Genomic DNA, 16,459 nt, shown 5'->3' with positions numbered 1-16,459 from the left:
TACGACGAACGCCAAAAGAAATATCCTTACCAACGTAAAGCGACCCAAACTACAGGGAGAACTTAGCGGCCTGGTCACTGCACTCCATGTGTTGCGGACAGCCGACCAGATGGTCATTGACCATGCCGACCGCCTGCATGAATGCGTAAACAATTGTCGAACCTACAAAGCTGAATCCGGCCTTCTTTAATGCTTTTGACATCCGGTCAGACAACTCCGTATTGGTTGGAACATCTGCGGTATCATGGTAATGATTGATCAATGGTCTGCCATCCAGAAAATCCCACAGGAAGCAGGAGAAGTCCTTCCCTTTCTCCAGCAATTCCAGATAGCCCCGGGCATTCTTTATCACAGACTGAATCTTGAGACGGTTTCGTACGATGGCAGGATTGAGCATCAGCTCTTCCACTTTTTCATCGCCCCACAAGGCGATAACGGCCGGATCAAAGCCGGCAAAAGCTTCTTCATAGCCCTTTTGTTTCTTCAATATGGTGATCCAGGAAAGGCCTGCCTGCTGACCATCAAGACACAACTTCTCAAACAACACCCTGGAGTCAGCGACAGGACGACCCCAGACCCGGTCGTGATAATCAACATACAATGGGTCCGACCCACACCAGGGACATCGTTCAATTGACATCATTCTTTCCTAATCTTATGTTTTGTCTTCACCGGCGCTGATACCTGCAACCGGAATTTCGTTGCAGTGTCCTCTATTCCCCTGGTGAAATTCAACTGACATTCCCGGGCATGCGCAATCAGGAGATTACCCATTAAGGACCACACCACAGGCACAGGCACAGGCACAGGTAAAGATAGTACCGATAAGCTTCCCGAACAGACAAAACCTGACAATGCTGAACTAACCCGTGAGGATTTTCAGCAGGCGCTTGATCGTCTCGAGAAATTTGCCACCTGGATGGATGCCCAATATCGAATTCCCGGCACTTCCATTACCTTTGGCTGGGATACGATCATTGGTCTGGTGCCGGTACTGGGTGACCTGGTGACCTTGATCATGTCAGGCGCTATGATCGGTGAGGCACGGAGACTGGGGGCTCCTGCGGGTTTACGCTGGAAAATGGTTTTGAATATTGTGATCGATTTTGTTGGAGGCCTGCTTCCCATCGTAGGTGATGTGTTCGATATTTATTACCGCTCGAGCACCCGTAATCTAAAACTATTGAAGGACTATCTTCTCATCCGGATAACACCGCCGACAGAATCCAAACGCACTCCCTGGTTGCTACTTTCACTTATCCTGGCAGCTGCCGTGTTGATGGTACTGTATTTACTGTCGACGCCCTCGACGAATTAGCATCAGCGACTAAGCGATCCTCATCAAAAAGTTACGATCATTCCAATCTGAGACAACCGAATTTCATGCGAATTTTTTGGGAACTACGACACTTCTTCAAAGCCAATCAAAAGCAGTACTGGATCGCTGTGGCACTGCTGACGATTGTTGCTCTGCTCTTGATGATTCCTCCCCGGTTAATCGGGCAAATTGTCGACGAGATCGTTAATCAGCAACTCGACAGCTCGACTCTGTATTTCACCGGAGGGTGCCTCTTTGTTCTGGCAATCGTGATCTATATTGCCCGGGTACTCTGGCGAATTTTCCTGTTTGGTGCCAGCCATAAACTGGCGGCCGAAACCCGGATTAAACTCTATCAACACTGGCTAAGGCTTTCCCCGTCCTATTTCCAGCGTAATAAACTTGGCGACCTGATGGCCCATGCCACCAATGATGTCGAAGCTCTGCAGATGACCGCCGGTGAAGGTATTCTGGCAGCCTTTGACGGCCTTCTGACCGGCCTGATAGTCCTGACCATGATGGTTTTGACCATCAGCTGGGAATTGACCATTGCGGCGTTCATCCCCTGGCCGATTGCCGCAATATTCATGTACCGCTTCGGACGAGAGCTGCATTCCGGCTTCGCCGTCGCCCAGGACTCATTCGGGCAGCTGACGGATATAGGTCAGGAGACCGTATCAGGAGTACGAACGATCAAGTCCTACGGACAGGAAGCGGATATTCAATCCAAATACAACGCCATTGCCCGAACCTCTTCCGACGCTTACATGAAAGTGGCGCACACAGATGCCAAGTACCACCCCACTATCGGCATTACCATTGGCGCGTCTTTTCTTATGACATTGATCTACGGGGGCTGGATGATTCTGCAACAACGACTGACCCTGGGACAGCTCACCAGTTTTACCATGTACCTGGGTTACATGATCTGGCCCATGTTTGCCTTCGGCTGGATGCTGAACATTGCCGAACGCGGTTCTGCCGCGTTTAAACGCATTACCCGGTTGCTTGCAGAAAAACCGGACATTGAAGACACGGGAAGCATCGAGCAACTGGATCAATACGATCTGAATGTAGAGCTATCCGATTTCCATTACCCCAGTTATTCGGGCGCGGACGCCGATCAGGCCGACCGTAAAGAGCAAACCCTTGGACACAGTCAGGTTCATCTCCATAGCCTCCCGATTCTGAAAAACATCCGGTTCACTCTGCCTCAATCCGGAACTCTGGGCATCACCGGACCTACCGGAAGTGGGAAAACCACTCTGCTACGACTCTTACTGAGGGAGTATGAAACCCAGGGAGCGCAAATCCTCTGGGGAGGTATAGAAGTTCAGAATCTCAAACTGGATACCCTGCGCCATCACATCGCCTATGTCCCACAGGAGCCGTTTCTGTTCAGCACGACCATACGGGAAAATCTTCTGCTCGGGCACTCGGCGGCGTCGGAAAAAGATCTCCAACGCGTCATTGAGGTGGCGGCACTACAGGAAGATATTGAAGGCTTTCCGAAGGGCTTGGATACGGTCGTCGGCGAACGCGGCGTCACATTGTCCGGCGGACAGAAGCAGCGTGTAGCTTTAGCCAGGGCGTTGCTGCGGGAGGCACCGATCCTGATTTTGGATGACGCTTTGTCAGCGGTCGATACAGGAACGGAAACCCGCATTCTGGCACATTTAAAAACCGCTTCCCGCAGGCAGACCACGATCATCGTCTCCCACCGCCTATCCGCCTTGCGCCATGCGGAGCAGATCCTGGTATTACAGGAAGGACAAATACGTGAGCAGGGCAGCCATGCAGAGCTGCTGGCACGCCAGGACTGGTACGCCAGCATTTATGCTCTGCAGCAGATAGAAACAGAACTGGATCGGGGACACTGATGTATTGGAATGTATTTAAGCGGCTGCTCCGCTTCAGCCTGGTCCATAAGCAACTCTGGATCTGGGGATTAATCACTTTGCTGATTGCCACCCTATGCGACGTGGCTGGCCCTTATCTGATCAAGGTGTTTATCGATGAACACCTGACCAACGGCGTCTATATCAGCGAGGCCACCCTGACCCTGCTTGCTTTTTATCTGGCCGCGATGTTTATCGGGGCCGTAGGACATTATGCACAGGCATTATTGTTCAGCAAAGTGGCCTTATCGGTCGTGGAGACTTTGCGCGAGCAGGTTTTTCACGCGGTTATTCATCGCCCTGTGGCTTATTTCGATACCACCTCAACCGGGGCCATTGTCTCCAGACTGACCAATGATTCGGAGGCCATCAAAGAACTCTTCCTTAACGTCATTGCCACATTTGTACAAAACCTGGTGCTGGTGACCGGCATATTTATCATGATGGGGATTCTGGATATTCACCTGATGCTGGTCAGTGCCCTTATTCTCCCGTTCATTGCACTGGCCATGTGGGGGTATCAGCGACTAAGCACTCCCCTCTTCCAGAAGGTGCGATCTCTGCTAAGTGACATTAATGCCCGACTGCATGAATCCCTGAGTGGGATGTCCGTCATCCAGGCGTTGAATCAGCAACCCCGATTCGATGAGCAATTTCAGGATACCGTCTGGCAGCACTATCTCTGGCGGGTACGTAACGTCCGTCTGGATGGCCTGATGCTCAGAGCTTTAGTCGATTTCATGAGTATGCTGGCCTTAGCGGCGATTGTATTTGCCTTTGGTCTGACGTCTTTGGAACAAAGTGTGGAAATCGGGGTTCTCTACGCCTTCATCAACTACCTGGGACGATTCGTGGAACCCTTGATTGAGTTGACTCAGCGGCTGAACATCATGCAGCAATCACTGGTGGCCGGCCAACGGGTATTCGAACTGCTGGATGCTCCGCTGGAGCAGTATTCAGGCACCGCGCGAATCGAGCACGGCCGCATTGAGGCCCGCCACCTGAGCTTCAGCTACGATGATGAGACCACTGTGCTGGACAACATTTCATTTAGCATTGAGCCCGGAAAAATGCTGGGGATTGTCGGTCGCACGGGCAGCGGAAAGAGCACCCTGACTCAGCTGCTGCTGAGATTCTATCCGGTCGCTCCAGACATGCTGCTAATTGATGACATTCCAATGGATCAGATTTCCACCTCCAGTCTGCGCAAATCAGTCTGCATGGTGGAACAGGAGCCATTTCTGTTCCAGGGCACTCTGGCAGAAAACCTGATCATGGGTGAACAATACACAACCAACGAGCTGACTTCAGCGTTGGAACAGGTGGGGCTTTCCTCGTTATTGCAACGTCTTCCGGAAGGACTGAATACCGTGTTGGGAGAACGGGGCAGCCGGCTGTCTAACGGAGAACGGCATCTGGTGGCCATCGCCCGGGCACTGCTGCGGCAACCCAAAATTCTGATTCTGGATGAAGCCACCGCCACTGTCGACTCCGCCAGCGAGGCCCTGGTACAGCGAACCATTCAGCGTCTGCGGGGAAATCTCACGCTCATTGTCATCGCTCACCGGCTCTCGACGATCAAGGATGCTGATAATATTTTGGTGCTACATCACGGAAGGCTGGTGGAAGAAGGGAGCCATGTTTCGCTATTGGAAAAAAGAGGGCTGTATGAACACCTTTACAGTATCCAGACAGCCCATTTGGCGTTGGAATAGTCCAACCACTCTGCGAATCGGTCAGGCCTGCACGGCCTGCTCATCCAAATGACAGCCTAACAAAGCATGGTAGATATTCTGATCATTGATCACACCGGTGATCCGCTCGCCGTTCCCTACCAGCAGTGCATGGCCGGTCACGTGGCGGATCTCCACCAGATCCCTCATTAACGTATTATTCGGGATGATGGTGGGCTTTTCTGCCAGCCCGGCGATCGGCTGGTCTTCATTCCAGCGCTGCACATCGAAACGGGCTTCCGCGTAGCGCACTTTGCACTCCTCGGGACTCGCAGCCAGTTTCAACCAGTAGTCGTAACGTGAGCTGATACAGATTTCCCCTTCGTCGTTGCTGGGTTCACCTAAAGGTTTCATCAGAGAGCGGGCCTGCAACACATTAACCGGGTTGGTATGAGCTACGAAGTTACGAACATATTCAGTGGCCGGATTCAGCACAATATTCTCCGGAGTATCATGCTGTACAATTACACCATCTTTCATGATCGCAATATGATTGCCCAGTTTGAGCGCCTCATCCAGATCATGACTGACGAAGATCACCGTCTTGTTCAACTTCTCCTGCAGGCGCAACAACTCATCCTGCAGCTGTGTGCGAATCAAGGGATCCAATGCTGAAAACGGCTCATCCATCAGGATAATATCGGTCTCCATGGCCAGCGCCCGGGCCAAACCGACCCTTTGCTGCATCCCACCGGACAGCTCGCCGGGTTTGGAGTTTTTCCACTTATCCAGCCCCACCAACGCCAATTGTTCATCGACCTTGGCCTGCAATTCCTTCTTGGACATTCCACGTCGTTCCAGCCCAAAGGCCACATTCTCCCCAACGGTCAGCCATGGCATCAGAGCGAACTTCTGGAACACCATGGTGATTCGCTCAAGACGCAGGCGACGCTGCTGCTCCTCAGTGAGTGAGAAGAAGTCCTGCTCGCCTTCATCGGTATCAATCAGTACCTGACCACGGGAAATACGGTTCAAACCGTTGGCAGTCCGCAACAAGCTGGATTTACCGGAACCGGACAGCCCCATCAGGACACAGATTTCGCCTTTTTCCACGCGCAGACTGGCATTATGCACACCCACAGTCTGGCCGGTTTTTTCATAAATCGCGGCACGATCTTCGCCTTGATCCAGCATCTCCAGAGCACGAGCCGAATGACTTCCGAAAACCACATCAACATTCTTGAATTCGATCATGTTTTCCTCCTCCCAACTTCCGGCTATGCCTTCTTGAACATACGGTCAAGCAAGATTGCAATCAGAACTATGGCCAAGCCGGCTTCAAATCCAGTTGCGATATCAACGGTATTCAAAGCTCTCACCACCGGCTTACCAAGGCCGTCAGCCCCCACCAGGGCTGCAATAACCACCATCGACAGCGATAGCATGATGCACTGGGTGACCCCGGCCATAATGCTTGACATGGCAGCTGGAATCTCCACCTTGAAGAGCAGAGCCGTCGGCTTGCAGCCAAAGGCTTTACCCGCCTCCAGCAACTCTTCGGGAACCTGCGTAATGCCCAGGTGCGTCAACCGAATCGGTGCGGCTATGGCAAAGATAATGGTAGATATCAAACCGGGTACGACACCCAATCCAAATAACGTCAGTGTTGGAATCAAATAAACAAATGTCGGAATGGTTTGCATCAGATCCAGAAGAGGACGCATCACCCGATATAGCCATGGCCGATGGGCCGCGGCAATACCAATAGGCACTCCGAACAAGACACAAAAGCCGGTCGCAAAAAGTACAAGTGCAAGAGTTTCAATCGTCTCCTGCCAATACCCCAGGTTCCAGATCAACCCCAGGCCCAGTACAACGAGTGCAGAGATCGACCAGCGACGCTGTAGCCATCCGGCTCCTGCCGCCACCAGCAGAATAAATGCCAGTGGGTGCAGCATCATCAGCAGATCGATCAACCCCTGGATAATCGTCTCCAGGGAAACGGCTATCCAGTCAAAGAATGCGCCACCGTGGTCGGTCAGAAAATCGACCACGGCTTCCATCCACTCGCCGACTGGCAGTTTATGATCACTCATCCAGTCCATAATGGTTCCCTGCTTACATCAACTGCAGATGTTTTTTGACAGCGGGAATGGCTGGCTTGCCATCGATGGTGTTCACACCTTTGAGCCACTTCTCGACTTGGGCGAAGTTAGCCTTAATCCAGTCTGAAGCGGCAACTTCAGGCTTCTTCTTGTCATCAAGAATCGCGCCCATGACTTCGTTTTCCATGGCCAGCGAGAACTGCAGATTTTTCAGTAAGGCACCCAGGTTCTGACATTCGCTCATCAATCCACTGCGAACGTTGGTGTAAACGGTGGCACCGCCAAAGTCAGGACCAAAATAGTCGTCACCGCCACTGAGGTAAGTCAGCTCGAAGTTGGCATTCATGGGATGTGGCTCCCAAGCCAGGAAAACAATCCAGTCTTTGCGTTTTACAGCACGCTTCACCTGGGACAACATACCTGCCTCGCTGGACTCAACTACCTTGAATTCCTTCAGTCCGAAGGCACCCTTGTCAATCATGTCCTGGATCAGGCGGTTGCCGTCATTGCCAGGTTCGATGCCGTAAATGCGGTCGTCAAATTTGTCAGCGTTTTTGACGATATCCGCAAAAGATTTGACTCCTGCTTCAGCCACATAGGAGGGAACCGCCAGGGTGTATTTCGCCCCTTCCAGGTTTTTGCCTACGACTTCAACAGTCTTGTTGTCAATATAAGGACGAATGTCCGCTTCCATGGTCGGCATCCAGTTACCCAGAAAGATATCCAGATCGCCGTTAGATAGAGATTTGTAAGTGACAGGAACGGACAGAAGCTGAGTTTTAGGTGCATAACCCAGTGCTTCCAGAACAACTGATGTCATAGCGGTGGTCGCCGTGATATCCGTCCAGCCCACATCGGCAAAATTTACTTGTTTACATTCCTCTGCTGCCTGGGCGGTAACACTGCCGAATACCAGAGTGGCCGCCACAACGAGTTGCTTCATGTGTTTCATCTCTTTCCCCTGTTGTTTTAAAAAATCAACATCGGTAAACGAGCGTCCCTGCGTTGGCCAGCCGTTTCACTACGAAACCGCAGGCGCACTTCACACTACCTCTGCTGAGTTGAATAGTTAGGGTGAATCCATACCGGCGCCTCAGAGGGCGTCAGTAACGTTTTACCAAGAATGTGATCTGCACATTTCTCGGCCATCATGATGGTGGGAGCGTTCAGGTTTCCGCTGACAATGCTTGGCATAATAGAAGCATCGACTACACGGAGGTTCTGTACGCCGCGAACCCTGGCTTCAGAGTCCACAACCGCCATCGGATCATCATCAGCGCCCATCTTGCAGGTGCACGAAGGGTGATAGGCACTATCAGAATAATTGCGAACAAATTCATCGATCTGCTCATCTGTTTTCACTCCAGCCCCCGGACGCAGCTCATTGCCACGAAACGGATCCAGTGATTTCTGAGCGAATATTTCGCGGGTAAGCTTGACGCATTGCCGCATTTCAAAACGATCGCGCTCAGTGGCCAGATAATTTGGTTGCAATAAAGGATGCTTACGCGGATCTTTGGAAACGATTTTCATAAACCCGACGGAAGTGGGACGCATCGGACCCACGTGAGCCTGAAACGCGTGCTCCTGAGGATCTACACGACCATGATCAATCACCTGCGACGGCAGGAAGTGGTATTGGATGTCGGGATGCTTCACGCCCGCTTCCGTACGGATAAAACCGCCGGCTTCAAGGTGCGCTGTCCGGCATGCACTCTTATCGTGATTGAGAAACCACTTCACCCCTTCCACCGTTTTGCGTGGTTGACGGGTAAAGTTGTAAAGCGTCAGTGGCTGAATACAGGCATTCTGAACATAGAGCTCCAGGTGATCCTGCAAATTCTGACCGACTCCCGGTACATGGGCTTTCACCTCAATGTCCAGGGCTTTCAGTAATGCCTCATCACCTATTCCGGAAAGCATTAACAGCTGCGGAGAATTGATCGCACCGCCGGATAGAATGACCTCTTTGCGGGCCAGAGCCTGGACAATCTGCCCCTTCTGCTCATATTCCACACCGATACAGCAGTCTCCTTCGAACAACAGACGGGTCGCCAGCGCACCGGTTTCCGTGGTGAGGTTGGAACGGTCCAGAACCGGCCGCAAATAAGCCTGCGCAGTACTCCAGCGCTTACCTTTTTTGATGGTCATATCCATGACCCCAAAGCCTTCCTGCTGGTAGCCATTCATATCTTCGGTGAACGGGTACCCTGCTTCCATCGCAGATTTAATAAAAGCTTCAAACAACGGGTTGGTTTCATCACCCGTATGTACGTTCAAAGGACCTTTGCCACCGCGGTAATCGTCTTCCCCCTTCTCCCGGGTTTCCGCCCGGCGAAAATAAGGCAATACATCTTTATAGGCCCAGCCTTTGGCGCCTTCTTCATCCCAACGGTCATAATCCAGGGCATGGCCACGGATATACACCATGGCGTTCAATGCGGAACCACCACCCCAGACACGACCGCGCGGCCAATACAGCTTGCGCTGGTTCATGAATTCCTGTGGCTCAGTATGGTAGTACCAGTTGTACTTATCATCCCCGAGGTTGTACGTCAGTGCCGCCGGCATATGGATTTTCCAGGTGTCGTCTTTACGACCTGCTTCCAATACCAGCACCTCATCACGACCACTTTCTGTCAGCCGATTCGCCAATACACATCCGGCGGAACCGGTACCGATCACGATGTAATCAAAGCTTTTTGCATTACTCTTTACTGTCATGACTACGCCATCATTGCCAAAGGTTGAAATTAAAACGGAGCATCCAGATCTGTCATACCGACATAGACAGCTTTCAACTGGGTGTATTGATTGAGTGTATAAACGCCGTTTTCACGACCAATCCCGGACTGCTTATAGCCTCCCACCGGCATTTCGGCAGGAGATGCCCCAAAGGCATTAATCCAGCAGATGCCCGCCTGTAACTTACCTATTACACGATGCGCCCGGCGAATATCGTTGGTAAACACAGCAGCTGCCAGCCCATACTCAGTGTTGTTGGCACGGGCAATGACTTCCTCTTCGCTATCGAAGGACAGCACACTCATGACGGGACCAAAAATCTCTTCCTTCACGATTCTCATATCATCCTGACAGTCAGTAAAAACTGTCGGCTCAACGAAGTAACCGTTTTCAAATCCTGAAGGTTGGGCGGCCTGCCCACCGTGTACCAGGGTTGCGCCCTCTTGACGACCAAGGTCGATGTAGCTCATCACCTTTTCCTGGTGTTTTGCCGAGATCAGAGCACCGATGTTGGTATCGGGATGCATGGGATCGCCAATCACAATATTGGCCTGAAGCCGGGCCTTAACCCGTTCAACGAATTGGTCAAGGATGGCTTGGTGGACAAATACACGGGTTCCATGGGTACACACCTCGCCCTGGGTGTAGAAGTTTCCTACCAGCGCTGCGGATACCGCATTCTCAAGATCACAATCGTCAAATATCACCAAAGGCGACTTGCCGCCAAGCTCCATGGTGACGTCTTTTAATGTGGAAGCCGAAGCAGCCATCACTTTTTTACCGGTGCCAACTTCTCCGGTGAAGGAGACTTTCTCGATACCTTCGTGACCGGTCAGCATCTGCCCGACCCGGTGGTCACCCTGCACCACATTGAATACACCCGCCGGAACACCTGCTTCTATGAAGATTTCGGCCAGTTTCAATGCTCCCAACGGAGTTTCCTCGGAAGGTTTGAACACCATCGAGTTGCCCGCAGCCAGGGCGGGTGCAGACTTCCAGCAGGCAATCTGCAACGGATAGTTCCATGCGCCGATCCCGGCGCAAACACCCAGAGGCTCGCGTCGGGTATAGTAAAAATCGCCCCCCAGATCCTGGTGGTTACCTTCGATAGATGCCGCCAGGCCAGCAAAGAATTCAATGCTGTCCGCACCGGTGACCACATCGACCACACTGGCTTCCTGCCAGGGTTTTCCGGTATCCAGCACTTCTATCCGGGCCAGCTCGTCATTTCGTTCGCGCAACAGGGCCACGGCCTTATTGAGGATTCTTCCCCTTTCCATACCAGACATGGCCGACCATTTGGCAAAGCCTTCACGGGAAGATTTCACCGCGAGATCAACCAGTTCCGGCGTCGCCTGTTCAACCCGATAAATCACCTCACCGGATCCCGGATACACCACATCGAAAGTCTCCGAGGTGTTGTTGCTATGGTATTTACCATCGATAAAAGACTGATAAACCGGCAGATTCATTGTTGGTCCTGTGCTTCAAATAGTTCATTGACATAATTGCGGCATATCCGCTCTGCCTGACTCACGGTCAGGCCTCCTGTGCTGAGCGCACTACGCAACCAGAGCCCGTCGATTAATGCGGCAATGGTTTGCGCTTTTTCTTCCACCTGATCTTCCGGCAGAATTTCTCTTAGCGTCACTTTCAGGTTAGAGAACAAACGCTTTTCGTTGACTCTTTGCAGTCGTGCCAGTTCCGGGTCGTGCATCGCCTGAGCCCAGAACGCCAACCAAGTTTTGGCAGCCCGATCACTGACCTGCAATTTACTGAAATTGGCCTGAATAATGGCCATCATCCTTGCCTGGGGAGAGCCGTCCGATTTCTCCAGCTCAGTAATTAATGTTTTCTGCAGTGCATTCAACAGATACCTGACTGTTGCTTCCATCAATGCCTGCTTGCCACCGAAGTAGTGGCTGATAATGCCTGTTGAAACGCCAGCGAACTGGCTGATCCTGTTAATGGTTGTGCCCTGAATACCGTATTCCTCTACCGACTGCAGAGTGGCCTCAATGAGCTGTTCTCTCTTCTCTTCTTCAACGACGATCTTAGGCATAATTTTTATTGATTGAACGTTCAATTAAAAAAAGACTAATACTTCGACCTATAAATTTCAAATGGTTTTATTTTGCTCACACCCTGTCCAATCTGCTCAAAAACGACACGTAAAACATCAACATTTACGTGATTTTCGGAGCATAAACAGCGCGTAAACTCCACCTCAACACCTACATTTATCATTTAATATCAATGTAATATGCAATTTACAAATTCATTGAGGCAATCTTTTACCAGATAAAGTTCATAGACTTCATCAGCCACCTGAAAACGACCAAAATTACTTTGATCATGACGTTTTTAGAACTGCAAGTTGACGTAATTAGTACCGCCAGATTGATAAACGGAGCTCTCTTGACCTCCCATTTTTTTATGAGTAACCAGCTTAAAATACACTAAACAAGACTTTCATACAGTCTGCGTCTATGCTTCATATAGAAACATCAGGTCATGGATAACATTGAAATGATGGTGCAGGAATTGGTGCTTGAACTGAAACTGTTCACATTGTTGGTTATCGTTAACGGGGCGCCAATCCTGGCCCGCAATGTATTTCCGTCATGGAATGCCGCTATTGATCAGGGCCGGAAGGCCTGGGACAAACGCCCATGGCTGGGCAAATCTAAAACCTGGCGCGGCCTCCTTGCCGGAATCTCTGCCGGAATATTGACCGCATTTCTCCTCGGTTTTCCCTGGCTACATGGGCTGCTGCTGTCAGCCGTCTCACTATCAGGAGACATCCTCACCAGCTTCATCAAACGCCGACTGGATCTGAAACCCAGCTCCCAGGCCCCTATACTGGACCAGTTTCTTGAAGTTTCCTTACCGCTGGGCGCGGCACAATATCTCTATCCCCTGCCAACCTTGAATGCCATTGGGGTTCTGGTGGCATTTGTGGTCTTTAACTGGGGTATATCGCCTTTACTGTATCGGATGGGATTGCGAAAGAAACCCTATTGAAAATACCGGGTAGTGGACCTTCGATTCGGATAGTGGACCTTCGATTCGGATAGTGGACCTTCGATTATGGAATTGTTCAAAAAATACCGGCGTCCAGTCCCGCGGCCATATACATGCCCAGCTCCCGGCATTGCTCAAGAAATTCTTCCTGAAACTCTCCCCGGCATATCAATGGATCCCGGCAGGCACGCCATTTCAACCCCGTAATAATCGTTTCAACCCCACGCCGTGTACCTGTACCGTCATGGCCGGCACGGATATAAAGCGCATAAGGAAGACCCTGCCGCTCTTCAAGACAGGGGTAATAGATACGATCAAAGAAATCTTTAAGAGCTCCGCTCATATACCCAAGGTTTTCTGTGGTTCCCAGGATAATGGCATCACAGGCAAAAACATCTTCAGGACCAGCCTCCAACGGTGGCACCCAGCGCACCTCGACAGCTTCGATGTCAGGATGGCGCGCACCCTCCAGTACCGCATCCAGCATGCGGCGGGTATTGGCGGATGGCGCATGTGCAACAACTAATAATTGAGGCATGGCGTCGAATAAAGGATACTTTGGACCCTGGCTTGGATTTGAATGAACTAAGCTGTATATAGATAACACTCTGAGTGTAAACAATCACTCGCTGAGATCAAATCAAGGCGCGTCTTTCTGACCTGCGATTGGGATATCCGGTCGGTCGGTATGGTGCCCAGAATTACTTAAACCAGGCCCTGAGATGAACCAGGATCGTTGGACCCTAATACAACAAATATTTGATCAGGTTGCTGACCTGCCCTCAACAGACCGTCAACAGTTCCTGGCAACCCACTGCCCGGATGACGAGATAAAGAAAGAAGTGCTGGATCTTCTGCAGGCAGATGAAGAAGTGGGAGACCTGCTTCCAAGCAGCTTTACCATGGAATCGCCAGAAGCCACCCTGGTTCTTCCCAGAATGCACCCCGACACCCTGGTCGGCCCATACCGAATTATCAGCAAGATTGGTGAAGGTGGTATGGGATGGGTGTTCAAAGCCGAGGATACCCGGCTTGACCGATATGTCGCCTTAAAATGCCTGGCTCCGGCTGTTGCGTCCGAGCCCGGTATAAAGGAACGCCTGTTGCTGGAGGCCAAGGCCATTTCCCGGCTTGACCACCCCAATGTCTGTATCATTCACGACATGGGGCATACCGAGGATGGCGGTCTGTATATCGCCATGCAGTTCTATACCGGCAAAACTCTTGAAAAACTGCTTTCAAAAGGCCCTCTGGATCTGAAACAGGCCATCAAGATTGCCAAGCAGATCGCTTTTGGCCTCAGTGCGGCCCATCAACACCATATCGTCCATAGGGATATCAAGCCGGCCAATATCATGATCCAGGATGACGGCGTCGTAAAAATTCTTGATTTCGGTATCGCCAAGCTTGCCGACACGGAGATTACTCTTGCCGGCGCACGCATGGGCACCCTAGCCTATATGGCACCCGAGCAGTTGGAGGGTGATGATGTAGGCCCCTACACCGATATATGGTCATTGGCGACGGTATTGTTTGAAATGCTCACCGGCAGACCTTTGTTTACTGGAGACAAAGCGTCCAATCTGTTGAATGCTGTAATGAACCAGGAACCTCCACTGAACGACCCGGTGCTGGAAGCACAACCCCATTTACTAAGACTCCTCCAGGCCATGCTGATTCGCGATATTGATTTGCGACTGAACTCCATGACCAAGGTGGTACAGTGGCTGGCAACTTACCAGCAGCACTTGTCGCAAAACCCCAATCGACGGCGCCCACAGGAAGAAGACGAAAAGCTGCACACCGACAAGGTGACCTTCACAGATCAGTACCTTATGAGACTTGCAGCAGTCCTGACTGCCCACATTGGCCCGACGGCACCGGTGTTGATACAGCGTTACACCGAATCAGCCACCTCCTATGAAGGCCTGATCATGGCATTGGTCAGCCATTTACCGGCCCACACCAGACAATCTGTCGTCAGTCAACTAAAGGCAATACAACCATGAAATTACTGTCGCGCATATTCACCGGCCCAGGCATAACCGTTGTGCTGTTACCGATATCCATCCTGGCCGGATGTAGCAACCAGGGAATGTATGACAGCATTCGTTACAGCAACCAGGTAGAATGCCGCAAGTTGCCGCAACCCCAGTACGAGGAATGCATGCAGCAAAATAGTATGGAGTACGACGATTACCGTCGCGAAAGGGAAAAGGTACTGAATGAGAAGACTGAGTCTGCAGGATGATCCGGTTTAATGACCGACCTCAACCTGCAGAATGGTTTCCTGGGAAATGAGAGACCTTAGTCCTTCATTTCCTTGACCAGCCAGGCTTTGGCAAAACGCAGATCTCTCTCAACAGTAGACAATGACACATCAAGAAACTCAGCGATTTCTTCCTGAGTCATACCGCCGAAAAAGCTCATTTCAATGATTTTAGCCTTGCGGTCGTCAACCTGGGACAATTTTTCCAGAACATCTTCCAGCTCCAGAAGATCCGGCTGACTGCCATCATCACATATCTGTGCTTCATACAGAGTTACCTGCAAATCGTCGCCACCACGCTTTTTGCGCTTCTGGGACCGGGCATGGTCCACCAGAATCCGGCGCATGGTCTGGGCGGCAACAGCCAGGAAATGCACCCGGTCATTCCAGGCCACCTCTGCATCCATTAACTGCAGGTATGCCTCGTTTACCAACGCGGTTGCCTGCAACATATGCCCCTGACGCTCTCCTGCCATGTAACGACCTGCAATCTTGCGCATTTCTCCATGCATGGCTTCGATTACCTGGTTTAGTGCCTGGCCATCACCAGCCTGCCAGCTGGCCAACAGCTGTGTTACATTTTTCGCGGACATAAATTCAACTCTTTAGATTAATCTTCACACAAGACAACTTATCAGCTGCATTTACCACCTTACTGCTTCCATGGTCACGCAGTCTCTGCTTCATGCCTGAATCCAATGCCTGCCCTCACCCGGAATACAACCGATTACCGGCGAAGTACATATGGCACGAGGCTCAGGAAAAACAAGTGTCCAGCAATGATGGGATAGTTCGTTAATAGCCTGTGGCTGAAATCTTATTGTATGAAGCGGCTGGGAATGCCGCAACCTTTGGAGAGTCAATTGGGACGCTGATAACAGAAAGACAGGTAGCACATTCATCAATCATGGCCAACCCGTTTTAAACCTGCTTGGGTTTGGATGACACGCTGTCGCTACCCGCTTACCTTCATTCTACGAGGTAAAACCTTAATACCGACTCCAGTCGGGTTGAACTCTTGAAGTTAAAAATGACACTTGAAAATCATAGTTTTCCAGCGAATTGGATCCAATCTCATGTGTACCCAGCATGGATACAGAATTCTGAGTAATATGGGATCCGCTTTCCTGCGCTTTGTGCTCCGTGCTTCGCTGCTGCATCAAAAATAGCTGTAACACAACTACAATCACCGCGAGAATCGCGGCCAACAGATTTGTTTTCATGATATCAGTCCAAAAACCCATATAGGGCTTTTATGTTTTGAAAACCAACCCTCCCTAACACTAATAACCGATTACACTAATGCGACCACTAATCGGAAAAACACTTTGGAGGCGTGAACACATTGAGGAAAGCGACAGAACTGTCAAAAAACCTTCACATGATGGGAAAATTTTCACAAAAACCTGAATAAAGCTTTCTTTTCC

General features: G+C 50.9%; 16 protein-coding genes. 6 read left to right on the top strand and 10 right to left on the bottom strand.

The genetic code is table 11. From position 1 onward, the window contains the following. Positions 1-49 precede the first annotated feature (49 nt). On the bottom strand, positions 50-640 hold the full coding sequence (locus BTA51_RS17440) for a DNA-3-methyladenine glycosylase I (RefSeq protein WP_094709532.1): 591 nt from the start codon (positions 638-640) through the stop codon (positions 50-52). 117 nt (positions 641-757) lie between these two features. Here BTA51_RS17440 and BTA51_RS17435 point away from each other — a divergent pair, with 117 nt between their 5' ends. The 3 genes from BTA51_RS17435 to BTA51_RS17425 all read left to right on the top strand — a co-directional run bounded on the left by BTA51_RS17435 (position 758) and on the right by BTA51_RS17425 (position 4,931). Beyond that, a complete protein-coding gene (locus BTA51_RS17435; protein WP_371333196.1) occupies positions 758-1,318 on the top strand; it encodes a DUF4112 domain-containing protein in 561 nt (186 codons plus the stop codon). Between the two features lie 65 nt (positions 1,319-1,383). Beyond that, positions 1,384-3,198, top strand: a complete 1,815-nt coding sequence (locus tag BTA51_RS17430) for an ABC transporter ATP-binding protein (protein ID WP_094709528.1) — start codon at positions 1,384-1,386, stop codon at positions 3,196-3,198. After that, positions 3,198-4,931, top strand: a complete 1,734-nt coding sequence (locus BTA51_RS17425; RefSeq protein WP_094709526.1) for an ABC transporter ATP-binding protein — start codon at positions 3,198-3,200, stop codon at positions 4,929-4,931. The genes BTA51_RS17430 and BTA51_RS17425 overlap by 1 nt, the downstream gene beginning before the upstream one ends. A 21-nt stretch (positions 4,932-4,952) precedes the next feature. On the opposite strand, the gene choV is transcribed toward BTA51_RS17425, so the two are convergent. The 6 genes from choV to betI form a co-directional block, all read right to left on the bottom strand. Continuing rightward, positions 4,953-6,143, bottom strand: a complete 1,191-nt coding sequence (gene choV, locus BTA51_RS17420; protein ID WP_094709524.1) for a choline ABC transporter ATP-binding protein — start codon at positions 6,141-6,143, stop codon at positions 4,953-4,955. A 23-nt stretch (positions 6,144-6,166) separates the two neighbouring features. After that, positions 6,167-6,994 carry a choline ABC transporter permease subunit gene (choW, locus tag BTA51_RS17415; protein ID WP_094709522.1) on the bottom strand — a complete coding sequence of 276 codons (828 nt, stop codon included), beginning with the start codon at positions 6,992-6,994 and terminating at the stop codon, positions 6,167-6,169. 13 nt (positions 6,995-7,007) lie between these two features. Beyond that, positions 7,008-7,937 (bottom strand): choline ABC transporter substrate-binding protein, encoded by a 930-nt coding sequence (locus BTA51_RS17410; protein WP_094709661.1) that lies wholly within the window; start codon positions 7,935-7,937, stop codon positions 7,008-7,010. A 104-nt stretch (positions 7,938-8,041) separates the two neighbouring features. Next, positions 8,042-9,718, bottom strand: a complete 1,677-nt coding sequence (gene betA / locus BTA51_RS17405; protein WP_094709520.1) for a choline dehydrogenase — start codon at positions 9,716-9,718, stop codon at positions 8,042-8,044. Positions 9,719-9,747: 29 nt separating this feature from the next. Then, positions 9,748-11,211, bottom strand: coding sequence for a betaine-aldehyde dehydrogenase (gene betB / locus BTA51_RS17400; protein WP_094709518.1), 1,464 nt, complete (start codon positions 11,209-11,211; stop codon positions 9,748-9,750). Beyond that, positions 11,208-11,801, bottom strand: coding sequence for a transcriptional regulator BetI (gene betI, locus BTA51_RS17395; RefSeq protein WP_094709516.1), 594 nt, complete (start codon positions 11,799-11,801; stop codon positions 11,208-11,210). The genes betB and betI overlap by 4 nt, the downstream gene beginning before the upstream one ends. A 452-nt stretch (positions 11,802-12,253) precedes the next feature. Between betI and BTA51_RS17390 the strand changes: the two genes are divergently transcribed. Continuing rightward, a complete protein-coding gene (locus BTA51_RS17390; RefSeq protein WP_094709514.1) occupies positions 12,254-12,763 on the top strand; it encodes a CDP-archaeol synthase in 510 nt (169 codons plus the stop codon). Between the two features lie 76 nt (positions 12,764-12,839). Here the strand turns inward: BTA51_RS17390 and BTA51_RS17385 are convergent, their stop codons facing one another. Further along, positions 12,840-13,301: a flavodoxin family protein gene (locus BTA51_RS17385; RefSeq protein WP_094709512.1), complete on the bottom strand. Its 462-nt coding sequence runs from the start codon at positions 13,299-13,301 to the stop codon at positions 12,840-12,842. Positions 13,302-13,485: 184 nt separating this feature from the next. Here BTA51_RS17385 and BTA51_RS17380 point away from each other — a divergent pair, with 184 nt between their 5' ends. Next, positions 13,486-14,772, top strand: coding sequence for a serine/threonine-protein kinase (locus BTA51_RS17380; protein ID WP_094709510.1), 1,287 nt, complete (start codon positions 13,486-13,488; stop codon positions 14,770-14,772). Continuing rightward, complete coding sequence (locus tag BTA51_RS17375; protein ID WP_094709508.1) at positions 14,769-15,014, top strand: hypothetical protein; 246 nt, start codon at positions 14,769-14,771, stop codon at positions 15,012-15,014. The genes BTA51_RS17380 and BTA51_RS17375 overlap by 4 nt, the downstream gene beginning before the upstream one ends. Before the next feature lie 56 nt (positions 15,015-15,070). On the opposite strand, the gene BTA51_RS17370 is transcribed toward BTA51_RS17375, so the two are convergent. Continuing rightward, positions 15,071-15,625 (bottom strand): sigma-70 family RNA polymerase sigma factor, encoded by a 555-nt coding sequence (locus tag BTA51_RS17370; protein WP_094709506.1) that lies wholly within the window; start codon positions 15,623-15,625, stop codon positions 15,071-15,073. A gap of 396 nt (positions 15,626-16,021) precedes the next feature. Beyond that, positions 16,022-16,255, bottom strand: coding sequence for a hypothetical protein (locus BTA51_RS17365; RefSeq protein ID WP_141215624.1), 234 nt, complete (start codon positions 16,253-16,255; stop codon positions 16,022-16,024). Positions 16,256-16,459 lie beyond the last annotated feature (204 nt).

The sequence above is a fragment of the Hahella sp. CCB-MM4 genome (genome assembly GCF_002260525.1).
Lineage (GTDB): Bacteria > Pseudomonadota > Gammaproteobacteria > Pseudomonadales > Oleiphilaceae > Hahella.
This window is presented reverse-complemented; position numbering and strand designations above follow the sequence as displayed.